The 14904-nt window shown below is 70.4% G+C and carries 16 protein-coding genes and 3 tRNA genes; 12 read left to right on the top strand and 7 right to left on the bottom strand.

Annotated elements, in window-relative coordinates; genetic code table 11:
• The 4 genes from AC2H6A_RS11915 to AC2H6A_RS11900 form a co-directional block, all read right to left on the bottom strand.
• Window positions 1–149 (bottom strand): GTP-binding protein (locus AC2H6A_RS11915; protein WP_484273792.1); only part of this gene is annotated, 149 nt, incomplete at its 3' end.
• Between the two features lie 55 nt (window positions 150–204).
• Window positions 205–279, bottom strand: a tRNA-Thr gene (locus AC2H6A_RS11910).
• Window positions 280–315: 36 nt separating this feature from the next.
• Window positions 316–389: transfer RNA gene (locus tag AC2H6A_RS11905), tRNA-Gly, on the bottom strand.
• A 61-nt stretch (window positions 390–450) separates the two neighbouring features.
• A tRNA-Tyr gene (locus tag AC2H6A_RS11900) sits at window positions 451–536 on the bottom strand.
• 219 nt (window positions 537–755) lie between these two features.
• On the opposite strand from AC2H6A_RS11900, the gene paaA reads away from it, so the two are divergent.
• From paaA to AC2H6A_RS11865, 7 genes are all read left to right on the top strand, one after another.
• A complete protein-coding gene (gene paaA / locus AC2H6A_RS11895) occupies window positions 756–1757 on the top strand; it encodes a 1,2-phenylacetyl-CoA epoxidase subunit PaaA (RefSeq protein WP_484273790.1) in 1002 nt (333 codons plus the stop codon).
• A 25-nt stretch (window positions 1758–1782) separates the two neighbouring features.
• Window positions 1783–2076, top strand: coding sequence for a 1,2-phenylacetyl-CoA epoxidase subunit PaaB (paaB, locus tag AC2H6A_RS11890; protein WP_484273788.1), 294 nt, complete (start codon window positions 1783–1785; stop codon window positions 2074–2076).
• Between the two features lie 7 nt (window positions 2077–2083).
• On the top strand, window positions 2084–2887 hold the full coding sequence (gene paaC / locus AC2H6A_RS11885) for a 1,2-phenylacetyl-CoA epoxidase subunit PaaC (RefSeq protein WP_484273786.1): 804 nt from the start codon (window positions 2084–2086) through the stop codon (window positions 2885–2887).
• Window positions 2884–3438: a 1,2-phenylacetyl-CoA epoxidase subunit PaaD gene (paaD, locus tag AC2H6A_RS11880; RefSeq protein ID WP_484273785.1), complete on the top strand. Its 555-nt coding sequence runs from the start codon at window positions 2884–2886 to the stop codon at window positions 3436–3438. The genes paaC and paaD overlap by 4 nt, the downstream gene beginning before the upstream one ends.
• Window positions 3439–3441: 3 nt before the next feature.
• Complete coding sequence (paaE, locus tag AC2H6A_RS11875; protein ID WP_484273784.1) at window positions 3442–4536, top strand: 1,2-phenylacetyl-CoA epoxidase subunit PaaE; 1095 nt, start codon at window positions 3442–3444, stop codon at window positions 4534–4536.
• Window positions 4537–4554: 18 nt separating this feature from the next.
• Complete coding sequence (locus AC2H6A_RS11870) at window positions 4555–5151, top strand: TetR/AcrR family transcriptional regulator (protein WP_484273782.1); 597 nt, start codon at window positions 4555–4557, stop codon at window positions 5149–5151.
• A gap of 63 nt (window positions 5152–5214) precedes the next feature.
• Window positions 5215–6174: an MBL fold metallo-hydrolase gene (locus tag AC2H6A_RS11865; protein ID WP_484273780.1), complete on the top strand. Its 960-nt coding sequence runs from the start codon at window positions 5215–5217 to the stop codon at window positions 6172–6174.
• 45 nt (window positions 6175–6219) lie between these two features.
• Here the strand turns inward: AC2H6A_RS11865 and AC2H6A_RS11860 are convergent, their stop codons facing one another.
• Complete coding sequence (locus tag AC2H6A_RS11860; RefSeq protein WP_484273778.1) at window positions 6220–7557, bottom strand: O-acetylhomoserine aminocarboxypropyltransferase/cysteine synthase family protein; 1338 nt, start codon at window positions 7555–7557, stop codon at window positions 6220–6222.
• Window positions 7558–7575: 18 nt separating this feature from the next.
• Entirely contained in the window at window positions 7576–8085 is a 510-nt protein-coding gene (locus tag AC2H6A_RS11855) for a CoA-binding protein (RefSeq protein ID WP_484273776.1), read from the bottom strand.
• Window positions 8086–8172: 87 nt separating this feature from the next.
• Here AC2H6A_RS11855 and AC2H6A_RS11850 point away from each other — a divergent pair, with 87 nt between their 5' ends.
• Entirely contained in the window at window positions 8173–8994 is an 822-nt protein-coding gene (locus AC2H6A_RS11850; RefSeq protein ID WP_484273774.1) for a PhaM family polyhydroxyalkanoate granule multifunctional regulatory protein, read from the top strand.
• Entirely contained in the window at window positions 8991–10163 is a 1173-nt protein-coding gene (locus tag AC2H6A_RS11845) for an FIST signal transduction protein (protein WP_484273772.1), read from the top strand. The genes AC2H6A_RS11850 and AC2H6A_RS11845 overlap by 4 nt, the downstream gene beginning before the upstream one ends.
• A gap of 23 nt (window positions 10164–10186) precedes the next feature.
• Here the strand turns inward: AC2H6A_RS11845 and AC2H6A_RS11840 are convergent, their stop codons facing one another.
• On the bottom strand, window positions 10187–11134 hold the full coding sequence (locus AC2H6A_RS11840) for a MerR family transcriptional regulator (protein WP_484273769.1): 948 nt from the start codon (window positions 11132–11134) through the stop codon (window positions 10187–10189).
• A 347-nt stretch (window positions 11135–11481) separates the two neighbouring features.
• On the opposite strand from AC2H6A_RS11840, the gene AC2H6A_RS11835 reads away from it, so the two are divergent.
• The 3 genes from AC2H6A_RS11835 to AC2H6A_RS11825 are packed head-to-tail and all read left to right on the top strand — an operon-like array spanning window position 11482 to window position 14860.
• Window positions 11482–12777 (top strand): NAD(P)/FAD-dependent oxidoreductase, encoded by a 1296-nt coding sequence (locus AC2H6A_RS11835; RefSeq protein ID WP_484273766.1) that lies wholly within the window; start codon window positions 11482–11484, stop codon window positions 12775–12777.
• On the top strand, window positions 12774–13586 hold the full coding sequence (locus tag AC2H6A_RS11830; RefSeq protein ID WP_484273764.1) for a DUF1365 domain-containing protein: 813 nt from the start codon (window positions 12774–12776) through the stop codon (window positions 13584–13586). The genes AC2H6A_RS11835 and AC2H6A_RS11830 overlap by 4 nt, the downstream gene beginning before the upstream one ends.
• A complete protein-coding gene (locus AC2H6A_RS11825) occupies window positions 13583–14860 on the top strand; it encodes a class I SAM-dependent methyltransferase (RefSeq protein WP_484273762.1) in 1278 nt (425 codons plus the stop codon). Before AC2H6A_RS11830 ends, AC2H6A_RS11825 begins: the two co-directional genes overlap by 4 nt.
• Window positions 14861–14904 lie beyond the last annotated feature (44 nt).

The following is a 14904-nucleotide window of genomic DNA, read 5'->3' as shown; positions in this document are numbered from 1 at the left end:
ATGTCGTCGTACTTCTTCGCCTCGCCACCGAACTTCGTCGACAGCACCGTCGTGATCGCCGCCGTCAGCGTCGTCTTGCCGTGGTCCACATGCCCAATCGTCCCCACGTTCACGTGCGGCTTGGTGCGCTCGAATTTGCCTTTGGCCATGCCGGGCTCCTGATCTGGAAAAGCGAGTTCGTCGAAGAGCGAGAGGAAAGAATTCTGGTGCCCATGGCGCGGATCGAACGCGCGACCTCTCCCTTACCAAGGGAGTGCTCTACCACTGAGCCACATGGGCAAAACTGCCATCTGCTGCCGCACCAGCCGCAAGCACTGGAGCGGGTGAAGGGAATCGAACCCTCGTCGTAAGCTTGGAAGGCTTCTGCTCTGCCATTGAGCTACACCCGCGCGGCCTTCCCTGCCCGCTTCCCTGCACACTGCGCCGGCCCGACCTGCGCCGGCAGCACTATGGTGGAGGAGGTTGGATTCGAACCAACGTAGGCGTAAGCCAACAGATTTACAGTCTGCCCCCTTTAGCCACTCGGGCACCCCTCCAGGGAACCGCTGATTATGGAGCGCTAACGCGCCCATGTCAACTCGCCGGACAACGGTGCCGCTCATCCCGGAGGCGGGAGCGGGCTGCGGGGATCGGTGCGGCGTTGCACCGGGCGCCGCACCCCGTGCCATCGGCGCTGGAGCCATGATTGACCGACCGGTCGGTCGAATAATAGACTGCGGCATCGCACGGGCGGACACGCCCTCCGGAGAAGCGCCATGTACACCCAGGCCATCGACCTTAAGCCCGGCGCCGAGCCGACTGCCGCCACGCCAGCGCCCGGCGAGCGCGAGCGCGCCTTCGAGGCCGCGATCGCCGACGATCGCCGCATCGAACCCCAGGATTGGATGCCCGAGGGCTACCGCAAGACGCTGGTGCGGCAGATCTCGCAGCATGCGCACTCGGAGGTGGTCGGCATGCTGCCCGAAGGCAACTGGGTGACACGGGCGCCGAGCCTGCGCCGCAAGGCGATCCTGCTCGCCAAGATCCAGGACGAGGGCGGCCATGGCCTGTACCTGTACGCCGCGGCCGAGACGCTGGGCGTGAGCCGCGAGGATCTGGTCGATGCCCTGCATGCCGGCAAGGCCAAGTACTCGAGCATCTTCAACTACCCCACGCTCACCTGGGCCGACATGGGCGCGATCGGCTGGCTGGTGGACGGCGCCGCGATCATGAACCAGGTGCCGCTGTGCCGCTGCTCCTATGGCCCCTATGCCCGGGCGATGATCCGGATCTGCAAGGAGGAGTCGTTCCACCAGCGGCAGGGCTTCGACATCATGCTCGCGCTGTGCCGCGGCACCCCGGCCCAGAAGGCCATGGCCCAGGACGCGCTCGATCGCTGGTGGTGGCCGGTGGTGATGATGTTCGGGCCCAGCGACAGCGAGTCGATCCATTCGGCTCAGACCATGCGCTGGGGCATCAAGCGGCTGTCGAACGACGAGCTGCGGCAGCGCTTCATCGACGCCACCGTGCCGCAGGCCGAGCTGCTTGGCCTGCGCATCCCGGACCCCGAGCTGCGCTGGAACGAGGCGCGCGGCCATCACGACCACGGTCCGATCGACTGGTCGGAGTTCTGGCGCGTGATCGAGGGTGACGGTCCCTGCAACCGCGAGCGGCTGGCGGCGCGGGTGCAGGCCCATGAGAACGGCGCCTGGGTGCGCGAGGCCGCGCTCGCCCACGCCGCCCGCCACGCCGGCACCGGCAGCCGCGAGGCGGCCTGAGCCGACCGCCCGAGAGGAGTCCCCCATGACCGAACCGACCGCCACCTGGCCGCTCTGGGAAGTCTTCGTGCGCAGCCGCCAGGGCCTGGAGCACCGGCATTGCGGCAGCCTGCACGCGCCCGACGCCGCCATGGCCCTGCAGATGGCCCGCGATGTCTACACCCGCCGCCAGGAGGGCGTGAGCCTGTGGGTGGTGCCTTCGGCTGCGATCACCGCGTCGCGCCCGGAAGACCAGTCGACCGACTTCGATCCGATGGCCGACAAGATCTACCGCCACCCCACCTTCTACCGGCTGCCGCCGGAAGTCGACCATCTCTGAGCCCGCGATGGACGCCCCGACTGACACCGCGCGCAGCGCCGCCGCACACGATGCACACCTGCAGTACCTGTTTCGACTGGCCGACAACGCACTGGTGCTCGGCCAGCGGCTGGCCGAGTGGTGCGGGCACGGCCCGGTGCTCGAGGAAGAACTCGCCCTCACCAACATCTCGCTCGACCTGATCGGGCAGGCCCGGCTGCTGCTGGCCCACGCCGGCGAGCTGGAAGGCCAGGGCCGCGACGAGGACGCGCTCGCCTTCCTGCGCGACGAGCCGGACTTCCGCAACTGGACCCTGATGGAGCTGCCCAACGGCAGCGGCCCGCACGAGGACTACGCGGTGACCATCGCGCGCAACTTCCTCGCCGGCTGCCTGCAGCTGCCGCTCTGGGAGGCGCTCGCGCAGTCGAGCGACCCGCAGCTTGCCGCGATCGCGGCGCGCGCCGTCAAGGAGGCCCGCGCCCACCTGCGTCATGCAACCGGCTGGATGATCCGGCTGGGCGATGGCACCGAGGTGTCGCGTGCCCGCATGCAGTCCGCGCTCGACCGGCTGTGGCCCTACACCCACGAGTTCTGGGCCGAAGACGCTATCGACCAGACGGTGATCGCCCACGGCATCGGTTCGAGCACCTCGGCCCTGCGCCCCGCCTGGGAGGCTCAGGTGGATGCGGTGCTCGCCCGCGCCACCCTGCGACGCCCACCCGACAGCCGATTCCTCTCCAGCGGCCGCCAGGGCCGTCACTCCGAGCATCTCGGCTACCTGCTCGCCGAGATGCAGAGCCTCGCCCGGGCCCATCCCGGCGCACGCTGGTGAGCCCGGCCGGCGCCGGCGAGCCCCGGCTCGCCGCGGCGCGCGCCGCTGCGGGTGCGGTCACCGACCCCGAGATCCCGGTGCTGACCATCGAGGACCTCGGCATCCTGCGCGAGGTGAGCCTGCGCGAGGGTCGGCTGGAGGTGGTGCTCACGCCCACCTACACCGGCTGCCCGGCGGTCGACGTGATCGAGGCCGATGTGCGCGCGGCGCTGGCCGCCGCCGGCTGGCCCGATGCGCGGGTGCGCACCAGTCTGAGCCCGCCCTGGAGCACCGACCTGATCAGCGAACGCGGCCGGCGGCAGCTGCTCGCCTACGGCATCGCGCCGCCCGGACCGGTGGCCGATCACCGACCGGACGGCGTCGGCCGCGAGCCCGGCACCGCGCCGCTGCGGCTCGTCCGTCGCGAGGCGATGGCAAGCGCCGGTCCGCAATGCCCGTGCTGCTCGTCGCCGCGGGTGGAGAAGCTCGCCGAGCACGGCTCGACGCCCTGCAAGGCGCTCTACCGGTGCCTGGCCTGCGGCGAACCCTTCGACCACTTCAAGCCCTACTGAGCCATGCCTGCGCCCCGATTCCACCGGCTGAGCATCCGCGAGGTGCGCCCCGAGACCGCCGACGCGATCAGCGTGGCCTTCGAAGTGCCGCCGGCGCTGCGCGATGAATACCGCTTCGTGCAGGGCCAGTTCATCACCCTGCGCGAGACCCTCGACGGCGAGGAGCTGCGGCGCGCCTACTCGATCTGCGAGGGGGTGCCACAGTACGAGGCCGGCGCGCCGCTGCGGGTGGCGATCAAGCGGGTGGCCGGCGGCCGCTTCTCGAACTGGGCCAACGACCACCTGCAGGCCGGTCGTCAGATCGATGTGATGACGCCCGACGGCCGCTTCCACCTGCCGCTCGACCCCGCGCACGGCAGGCACTACGCCGGCTTTGCCGGGGGCTCGGGCATCACGCCGATGCTTTCGCTGATCAGCACCATCCTGGAGCGCGAGCCCGAGAGCCGATTCACCCTGGTCTACGCCAACCGCAGCAGCGCCTCGATCATGTTCGTGGAGGCGCTGGAGGCGCTGAAGAACCGCCACATGACCCGCCTGCGGCTGATCCACGTGCTCTCCGAGGAGAGCCAGGAGATCGAGCTCTTCAGCGGCGTGCTCGACGAGGCGCGCTGCACCCGGCTGCTGACAGCGCTGCTGCCGGCCGCCGGCATCGATGCCGCCTTCGTGTGCGGGCCACAGCCGATGATGGACGGCGTGGAGCGCGCACTGCTCGCCGCCGGCGTGGCGCCGGCGCGAATCCTGATCGAGCGCTTCGGATTGCCCGCCCCCGCCCCGGCCGCGGCAGCCGCCGCCGAGGTGACCGCCGATGACGGCCCCCGGGCCGATGTGCGGGTGGTGATCGACGGCAAGGAGCGCCGGCTGAGCATGCCCTTCCAGGGCCGCAGCATCCTGGATGCCGGTCTGGCCGCGGGCGCCAACCTGCCCTTCGCCTGCAAGGGCGGCGTGTGCTGCACCTGCCGGGCCCGTGTGCTCGAGGGCGAGGTGCGCATGCTGCGCAACTTCACGCTCGAGGCCGACGAGATTGCCCGCGGCTTCGTGCTGACCTGCCAGTCGGTACCGGTGAGCGAGCGCGTGGTGATCAGCTTCGACGAGCGCTGAGCGCGCGGTCAGCCAGCCATGGCGCGACCCCGATCAGCCGGCTACGACGCCCAGCGCGAGGCGATCCTGGGTGCGGCGGTGCATGCGTTCTCGGAGATCGGCTATCCGAGCGCATCGATGTCGCAGCTGGCCCGCTCCTGCGGCGTGTCCAAGGCCACGCTCTACCACTACTTCGACAGCAAGGAGGCGCTGCTGTTCGAGGCGCTGCGGCGTCACACCGCCGAGCTGCTCGCGCTGGTGCGCGACGCGGCCGACCGCGCACCGCCCGGACCGGCCCGCTGGGCCTCGGTGGTGCGCGCGCTGATGCCGGCCTATCGCCGCGCCCGGGTCTTTCATGCCGCGCTGATCAACGACGTGAAGTTCCTGCCGGCCGAGGAACGCGGGATCATCGTCGCCCAGCAGCGGGCGGTGGTCGACGCGATCGCAGCGGTCCTGAACGAGGCATTTCCGGACCGCATCCCGCCCGCGCGCCTGAAACCGGTGACCATGGCGCTGCTGGGCATGCTGAACTTCAGCTTCGCGTGGCTGCGCCCCGACGGGCCGATGAGCCACGAGGAGTTCGGCGAGCTGGCGCTCTCACTGAGCCTGCACGGTCTGGCGGGCGCCCCGCCCTGATCGCCTGAGGCCGGCAGGCCGGCCCGCCGCCCGCCCCGTTCCACCCGACCCTGGAGACATCCGATGAGCAAGCAGTTCGCCTCGAAGGCCGACCTCGCCGCCAAGAAGACCGAGTTCATCCAGCTCTCGCCCAATGCCTGGGCCTACACCGCCGAGGGTGACCCGAACTCCGGGGTGATCATCGGCGACAACGCCTGCATGGTGATCGACACCACCGCCACTCCGCTGATGGCGCAGGAGCTGATCCGCCACATCCGCAGCGTCACCGACAAGCCGATCCGCTATGTGGTGCTCAGCCACTACCATGCGGTGCGGGTGCTGGGCGCCTCGGCCTACTTCGCCGAGGGCGCCACCGAGATCATCGCCTCGCGCGGCACCTGGGATCTGATCGTCGAGCGCGGCGAGGCCGACATGAAGTCGGAGATCGAGCGCTTTCCGCGGCTGTTCGCGGGCGTGGAATCGGTGCCGGGCCTGACCTGGCCGACCATGGTCTTCGAGCGCGAGCTGACCCTGCATCTCGGCGGCCTCGAGGTGAAGCTGATGCACCTGGGCGCGGGCCACACCCGCGGCGACACCATCGCCTGGATCCCGTCGCAGAAGGTGTGCTTCTCGGGTGATCTGGTGGAGTACATGGCCGGGGTCTACACCGGCGACGCGCACCTGCAGGAATGGCCGTCCACGCTGGAGAAACTGCGCGCGCTCGGCGCCGAGAAGCTGGTGCCCGGGCGAGGCCCGGCCATGACCACGCCCGCCGACTGCGACAAGGCGATCGACTACACCCGGCGCTGGGTGACCGATCTCTACCAGACCGCGCAGGCTGGCGTGGCGGCAGGGCGCAGCCTGAAGCAGGTCTTCGCCGACACCCGCAAGGTGATGGACCCGGTGTTCGGCCAGGTGTTCATCTACGAGCACTGCCTGCCCTTCGATGTGTCGCGGGCCTACGACGAGGCCAGCGGCATCGCCCACCCGCGCATCTGGACCGCCGAGCGCGACATCGAGATGTGGCGCTCGCTGCAGGACTGACGCCGGGCCGCGCTCGCTGCAGGACTGACGCCGGGCCGCGCCCGCTCAGCCGGCGTGCGCGGCCGCGAGCGAGCGGTCGAGGTCCCAGAGGATGTCGTCGATCGACTCCAGGCCCACCGAGAGCCGGATCATGTCGGGCGTGACCCCGGCGCGGGCCTGCTCGTCGACCGAGAGCTGGCGATGGGTGGTGGAGCCGGGATGGATGACCAGCGTGCGGGCATCGCCCACATTGGCAAGGTGGCTCATGAAGGTGGCGGCGTCGATGAAGCGTTCGCCGGCACGCTGCGCGTCGGCGGCGTCGGCCGGAGATGCCGGACCCTTGCGCATGCCGGGGCGCGGCAGGATGCCAAAGGACAGGATGCCGCCCGCACCCCGCGGCATGTAGCGCGCAGCCAGCGCGTGATAGGGGCTGTCGGGCAGCCCGGGATAGTTCACCCAGGCGACCGCCGGGTGCTCCTGCAGGAACTGCGCGACCCGCAGCGCGTTGGCGCAGTGGCGGTCCATGCGCACCGGCAGGCTCTCGATGCCCTGCAGCAGCATCCAGGCAGACATCGGCGCCAGCGTGGGCCCAAGGGTGCGCATGGTCTCCATGCGCGCCTTCATGGTGAAGCCGAAGTCGCCGAAGGTCTCGTAGAAGCGCACGCCGTGATAGCCGCGCGAGGGCTCGACCATGCCGGGGAAGCGTCCGTTGTCCCAGGGGAAGCGGCCGGACTCGATCACCACGCCGCCCAGCGTGGTGCCATGGCCGCCGAGGTACTTGGTGGCCGAGTGCACGACGATGTCGGCGCCATGCTCGATCGGGCGGCACAGGTAGGGCGAGGCCAGGGTGTTGTCGACCACCAGCGGCACGCCGTGGTCACGGGCCACCCGGCCCACCGCGGCGATGTCGAGCACATTCAGGCGCGGGTTGGCGATGGTCTCGGCGAACACCGCGCGGGTGTTGGGCTGCATGGCACGGCGGAAGTTCTCGGGGTCATCGGGTTCGACGAAGCTGCAGCTGATGCCGAAGCGCTCGAAGGTGACCGCGAACTGCGAGTAGGTGCCGCCATAGAGCGTGCTGGCGGCGACGATGTGGTCGCCGTTGCCGCACAGCGTGAGCATGGCCACCATCTCGGCGGCCATGCCGCTGGCCGCCGCCAGGCCGGCGCGGCCGCCCTCGAGCGCGGCCACCCGCTCCTCGAAGACCGCCACGGTGGGGTTCGACAGGCGGGAGTACACATTGCCGAAAGTCTGCAGGTTGAACAGGCTGGCCGCGTGCTCGGCCGAGTCGAACACATACGAGGTGGTCTGGTGGATGGGCACCGCGCGGGCGCCGGTGGTGGGGTCGGGGATCTGGCCTGCATGCAGGCACAGGGTCTCGATGCCGAATTCACGATCTGCCATGGTCGGGTCCGCGCAGGATCAGTAGGGAAGCTGGCGCGGCCGCCGGGCCGACACCACCCGGGTGTTCACGCCCACCCAGTTCAGGCCGCCGAAGAGCCGGGCGTGCTCGATCTTGACGCAGCGGTCGGTGACGCTGTCCAGACCCTGGCTGCGCGCGAGCGCGTCGGCCTCTTCATTGATGACGCCAAGCTGCTGCCACAGGCAGCGCGCCCCGATGGCGACCGCCTCGCGGGCGATCGGCAGGACATCGGCGCTGCGCCGGAACACGTCGACCATGTCGACCTTGAAGGGAATGGCCGTGAGCGAGGGGTAGCAGGTCTCGCCCAGGATTTCGGTGTAGCGCGGATTGACCGGCACGATGCGGTAGCCGTGCTCCTGGAGGTACTTGGCGGCGAAGAAGCTGGGGCGGTACCAGTCGGCCGACAGGCCGACCACCGCGATCAGGCGGTTCTCGGCCAGTATGCGGCGCAGGGTGGGGATGTCGGACACGGCCTGTGCTCCGGGGCGGCGGGAACGGGCGCACAGCATGACATGAAGCGCTGGCTGCTGGCAGGCCCGCAGGCGCTCTGCTATCGTGGGCCGAACACGGCCGGCGCTGGCCGGGGGGATGCACGCATGGCAAATGAATTCGGCACCGGCCCACTGGGCTTCGGCTCGCTGAGCAGCATGCTCGAGTCGGTGGACATGGTGAAGAAGGCCTGGTCGGGCTTCAGCCTGCCGGCCAGCCTCTCGCCCACCATGGACATCGGCGAGCTCGACAAGCGCATCGCCGACCTCAAGACGGTCGAGCAGTGGCTGAACATGAACCTCAGCCTGTTGCGGGGGACCATCCAGGGCATGGAGGTCCAGCGCGGCACGCTCGCAGCGATCAAGGCCTTCGGTCAGGCGGTTTCGGCCCGCGGCGATGCGGTCGGCGCCTTCACCGCCGCCGCCCAGGCGGCTGCGCAGGCAGCCACGCAGGCCGCGGCGCGGGCTGCGGGTGGTCCCAACCCGGACGAATCTTCCGGGGAGACACCTGCACAGCCGCAAACCGGCGCCGGGCCCGATGCCGCCACCGATCCCGGCGCCGGCGACGGCGCGACGCCCTCGCTCGGCCAGGACCTCTCCCGCGCCGCCGCCGCCGCGGTCAATCCCGCCACCTGGTGGAACCTGCTGCAGGGCCAGTTCGCCCAGGTGGCACAGGCGGCCATGGCGGGTACCGCGAGTGCCGCTGCCGCCGGGCTCGCGGCAAACCAGGCGGCGGGCGAGACGGCAGGCGGCAAGGCGCCGACCGGCAAGACCTCCGCCCGGAAAACGGGGGCCGGCAGCCGCAGCCGCGCCACGGCCGGGTCGCCGAAATCCGGCGCCGCCGCCGCACGGCGCGGCGCCAAACCCGCTGCATCCGCTGAACCCGCAGCACCACCGCGGCCGCGAACCCGAAGCCGGGCCGGCGGATGACCGCGTTTCGCCATGGCCACGCCACCCACCCGCAGTGGTCGATGGCGATGGAGATCGCCCTGACCCAGGTGATGGGGCGGGAAGGGCCGATCGGTGGCGGCTTCGCGAGCGGGCTGGGCCTGCTCTATGTCACCGACGCGCTCGCGCCGCATCTGGGCGAACTGCTCGCCGCGCTGCGCGCCCGCACCGGTGTGCACCACTGGAGCGGCGCGGTGGCCGCCTCGATCTGCGCCGGAAGCGCGGAATACGCCGGCGAGCCGGCCCTGGCGATCATGATCGCCAGCCTGCCGGCAGAGAGCTTCCGGGTGTTCTCGGGTCGGCTGCGCACGGCCGGCGCCGGCGCACCTGCGCATGTGGCGCTGGTGCACGCCGACCCGCGGCTGCCCGACATCGCCGACCTGGTGGCCGAGCTCGCCGACCGCACCGACACCGGCTTCCTGTTTGGCGCCCTGACCAGCGGCGCCGACGACGGCGACACCCAGCTCGCCGACGAACCGGTGCGCGGCGGCCTGAGCGGCGTGGCCTTCGACGCCTCGATACGGCTGCTCACCCGGGTCACCCAGGGCTGCGCGCCGCTGGCCGGCGAGCACCGGATCTCCGAGTGCACGGGGCAGTTCCTGCAGCAGATCGACGGCCGGCCCGCGCTCGATGTGCTGCTCGAGGATCTCGGGGTCAGGCTGCCGCCGCACGCCGAGCGCAGCGGCCCGGCCATCCTGCAGGCGCTGCCGGTGCAACGCCTGCGGCAGGGCCTGTTCGTGGGGCTGGCCTCCGGCGAGGGCAGCCGCAGCCCGGGCTTTGGCGACTATCTGGTGCGCAGCGTGGTGGGCATCGATCCGGACAACCGGGTGGTGGCGGTGGGCGACACCCTGCAGTCGGGCGACCGGGTGGTGTTCTGCACCCGAGACCGCGATGCCGCGCGCCGCGATCTGGTGAGGATCATTGCCGAACTGCGCGACGAGGTCGATGACGAGGGGCTGGAGATCCGGGGCGCGCTCTATCACTCCTGCGTGGCCCGCGGCGGTCATCTGTTCGGCGCGCAGGGCGCCGAGATGGAACTCATCCGGCATCACCTTGGCGAGGTGCCTCTGATCGGCATGTACGGCAACGGCGAGATCGCGCACGACCGCATCTACGGCCACACCGGCGTACTCACCCTTTTTGTGGCCTGAGCCCGCACGTGGCGGGCCGCCGATCAGCGCGCCGGTCGGCGGGCGTGAGTCGCGCGCCAGCGGCGCAGCGCCGGCGCAATGTCTGCGAGCGACACCAGCACCGGAATGCCGGCAGGCGGCCGCCGCTGCAGCACCGGGCATTGCCCGCCCGCCCAGAGATCGACCGTGGGCGGCAGATGCTCACGCAGTTCGGCCAGTCCGTCGAGCACCTGGTTGGGGTTCTGACTGGCGGAGAAGGAAATGGCGACCACATCGAACTCGCCCGAGGACGCGGCACGCACGATGTCGAGAATGGGCGTCTGGGTGCCCAGCGAGGTGCAATGGCAGCCGTCGAGCGCCATGAGCGCCTCGACCATGAGCAGGCCGAGCCCGTGGGCCTCGTTGGGGAAGGTGGTGAGCAGCACGCGCGGCGAGGCACCCGAGACCGGAATGGTGCTGATCGCGTTGCGCAGCACGACCTGCATCGACTCGGTGTAGAGATGCTCCTCGAAGATCTCGATCTGACCCCGAGCCCAGGCTTCACCCACCAGCACGTTGAGCGGCGCGCACACCGACATCACGAAGCGCTCGAGCCCGATGCGCAGCGCCGCCTGAGACAGGTTGCCACGCAGGTCCTCGACGCGGTGCGAGCGGATGAGGTCGATGAAGCGCAGCAGGTCGTCGTGGGCCGAGACGGCTTCGGCCATCTGCTGCGGCGGCCCGCTGCTCTCGCCCACCAGAAGCTGAAGCTGATCGGCGGTCAGCCCGATGATCTTGCCCGGCCGATGGCCGGCGTCCATGAGCCTGCGCAGCAGGCGCAGACGCTCGACCTGATCGAGCGGGTAGGCACGCTCGCCGAAGGCATCCCTGCCCGGGGCGGGGAAGCCGTATCGGCGCTCCCATACCCGCAAGGTATCCTTGGACAAGCCCGTATCGCGCTCGACCGCCGCGATGCTCAGGGTGATCGGCGTCTGGGCCGAGCGGTCATTCATGGCTGTCCGATGAAAAGGGAACCCGGCGACGGGGAACTGCCCGAGGCGATTTGTCCTGGACAAATACTTGACTATCGCCCTGCCGGCTTTGATTATAGGCTGAAACGGCCAGGATGACTAAGACATCTCGCCCCTATCGGAAATCGGGCAATGCCTGCGGAACGGCCCGAAAACACCCGGCCTGCCGAACAACACCGTAGGGTCAATATCTGACCGGCAAGTCACGATCGGTATAGTCCGCGGTATCGTCCCTGCGTCAGACCCTTCCGCACCCGCCTGCACCGCCAGCCGGGCGCCCCGTTCAGCTCAGCACTCAACAGACCCGACTACCGGACAGAAAGCCAGCCATGCGGATTGCAGTGATCGGATCGGGTATCTCGGGACTGTCGGCAGCGCTGCGCCTGACCCCTTTCCATTCGGTGAGCCTGTTCGAGTCTCAGCCCCGGCTCGGCGGTCACGCGAACACCGTGGAGGTGAGCCTCGACGGCATCACCGCGCCGGTGGACACCGGGTTCCTGGTCTACAACCACCGAACCTACCCGCATCTGGTCCGGCTGTTCGAAGAGCTCGAGGTGCCCACCGCCGCCTCCGACATGTCGTTCTCGGTCTCGGTGCGGCCGCAGGACTTCGAGTGGTGCGGCTCCAGCCTGGCCTCGGTCTTCGCGCAGCCGACCAACGCGCTGCGCGTCGACTTCTGGCGGATGCTGCGCGACATCGGTCGGTTCAACCGTGAAGCCACACGGCTCGCCGCGCTTGCCGATCGGGGCGAACAGCCGCCAGCCCTGGCCATGCCGCTGGGCGACTTTCTCGAGCGCAACGGCTACAGCCATGCCTTCCGGGACGGCTACCTGCTGCCGATGGCGGCGGCGATCTGGTCCTGCCCGATGAGCACCATGGCGGGGTTCCCGATGGGCAGCTTCGCGCGCTTCTTCCACAACCACGGGTTGCTGCAGATCACCGACCGACCGCAGTGGCATACCGTGCGCGGCGGTTCGCGGGAGTATGTGCGTCGCATCCGGGAACGCCTGACCGATGTGCGGATCGGCGAGCCGGTCACCGCGGTACGCCGGCTGGGCCGTGAGGGGAGCGCCGGCGTGGCCGTCAGCACCGCGCGTGGCACCGAGCCCTTCGACCAGGTGGTGCTTGCCTGCCACAGCGACCAGGCGATGGCCCTGCTGGCCGATCTGCACCCTGACGAACGGGAGATCCTCGGCGCGATCCCCTACCAGCCCAACCAGGCCTGGGTGCACACCGACCTCACCCTGATGCCGCGCCGGCGTCGCGCCTGGGCCGCCTGGAACTACCTGAGCGACGGCAACACGCAGTCACCGCAGGTCTCGGTGACCTACTGGCTGAACCGGCTGCAACCGCTGCCGTTCAAGCGGCCGGTGCTGCTCAGCCTGAACCCCCTGACCGAGCCCGCCGCCGACAGCGTGATCGCCCGCATCGAGTACGAACACCCGATCTTCGATCAGGCGGCGGTGGCAGCGCAGGCCCGCCTGCCCGGCCTGCAGGGCGCGCGCAGCACCTGGTTTGCCGGCGCCTGGACCGGGTACGGCTTCCACGAGGACGGCCTGCGCTCGGGCCTGGCGGTGGCCGACAGGCTGCTGCAGCTGCCGCGGATCGCCCGGACGGCGGCATGATCCTGACGAGAGCCCGGCGCGCCCTCGACGCGCTGGCGCAGGACGGCTGGCGCTTCGCCTTCGGCGAGGTCATCCACCGCCGGCTGCGGCCTGCCGCGCACGCCTTCCGCTACCCCGCCTTCCATGTCCGTGCGCCAGCACACCGGCTTGACGGGCAACCGCGCGGAAACTGGCTGTTCGGCGTGAATCGGCGGGCCCTGCTGAGCCTGCACGAGTCCGATCATGGCGGCGGCCAGACGGCCGTCATGCCGTGGCTGCACGCGCTGCTGGCGCAGGCAGACATCGTCGCCGACGGGTCGGTCTGGCTCGACGCCTTTCCACGCGTGCTCGGCTATGCCTTCAAGCCAGTGAGCTTCTGGTTCTGTCACCGGGCCGACGGCGCTCTGGTGGCGATCGTGGCCGAGGTGAACAACACCTTCGGCGAGCGTCACTGCTATCTGCTCACGGGGACGCCGGGCGCGCCGCTGGGTGCGGGCCGCACGCTGCAGGCGCAGAAGGTCTTTCATGTCTCGCCCTTCTGCGATGTGGCAGGCTCCTACCGCTTCCGGTTCATGACCGCCGGCCGCCGCAGCGTGGCCCGCGTGGAGCACCATGATGCCGAGGGCCCGCTGCTGCTGACCAGCCTCTCGGGCGAACTCCAGCCACTCGGGCTGCGCGGCAGCCTGCGCGCCCTGACCGCCTACCCCCTGTTCACGCTGGGCGTGATCGCCAGGATCCACTGGCAGGCGGTGCTGCTGCTGGCGCGTCGCGTGCCCTTCCGAACCAAGCCCGCGCCACCAGCGCACTTCGTGACCCGCGGATCGCCATGACCGGAGCCACCACTTCTGCCAACGGCACGCAGCACCCCGCGGGCGCTGCGCCACAGACCCGCCTGCCCGACTCGGTGCCTCGCGCCGCGCGCCCCCTTCTGCGCATGCTCGGCCGGCTCACCCACGGGCGGCTGCTGCTGACGCTGCCCGGGGGAGAGACCCTGTCCTTCGGCAGCGGCGAATCCGCCGTGCCCCTGCAACTGCTCAACTGGAAGCCGCTCACCGCGGCACTGGCGCGCGGCGATGTCGGCTTCGCCGAAAGCTGGATCGCCGGCGACTGGCGCTGCGAACGGCTGATCGATGTGCTCGACCTGATGCTGGCCAACCGGACGGCGCTCGAGGGCGCGATCTACGGCAACAGCCTCACCCGGCTCGTCGACCGGCTCCGGCACCTGATCAAGCACAACAGCCGGCGCGGCGCGCGACGCAACATCGAGGCCCACTACGACCTCGGCAACGCCTTCTACCGGTTGTGGCTGGACGACACCATGACCTACTCCAGCGCGCTCTTCGGCGGTGAGACCGAACTGGCGCTGCCGCAGGCGCAGGCCGCCAAGTACCGCCGCATCCTCGACCAGCTCGGCTTGCCGCCCGGCGCCAGCGTGCTCGAGATCGGCTGCGGCTGGGGCGGCTTCGCCGAGCAGGCCGCCCGCGGCGGGCTGCGGGTGAAGGGCCTGACCCTGTCGCACGAGCAGCTCGCCTTCGCCAACCAGCGGCTGACCGATGCCGGCCTCGGCGCTCGGGCGGGCTGCGTGCTCCAGGACTATCGCGACGAGCGTCAGCGCCATGACGGCATCGTGTCGATCGAGATGTTCGAGGCGGTAGGCGAGCGCTACTGGCCGCGCTACTTCGAGACCCTGGCGCGCTGTCTCGCGCCCGGCGGGCGCGCCGTGGTGCAGACCATCGTCATCGACGACCGGCTGTTCGATCGCTATCGCCGCGGCACCGACTTCATCCAGCAGTTCGTGTTCCCGGGCGGCATGCTGCCCTCGCCCCCGGTCTTCGAGGCCCAGGCCCGACGCGCCGGCCTGCAGGTGCTCGACCGCTTCGCCTTCGGTCAGGACTACGCGCGCACCCTTGCGCAGTGGCGCGAGACCTTCATGGCGCGGCTCGTGGCGGTGCGCGCGCAGGGCTTCGACGAACGCTTCATCCGCACCTGGGAGTTCTACCTCGCGTACTGCGAGGCGGCCTTCCGTCACCGCAGCACGGATGTCATCCAGTTCACCCTGGGCCATGCCGGCAGCGCCGGCGCGGCGCACCGGGGTGCCGCATGAGCCGCGTCGCGTTCGCCGCCATGGCGCTGGCGGCGGCGCTCGGC

This window comes from Quisquiliibacterium sp. (assembly GCF_982640115.1).
Note: the sequence above shows the minus strand (reverse complement) of the source record. Positions and strands in the feature narration are given on the sequence as shown.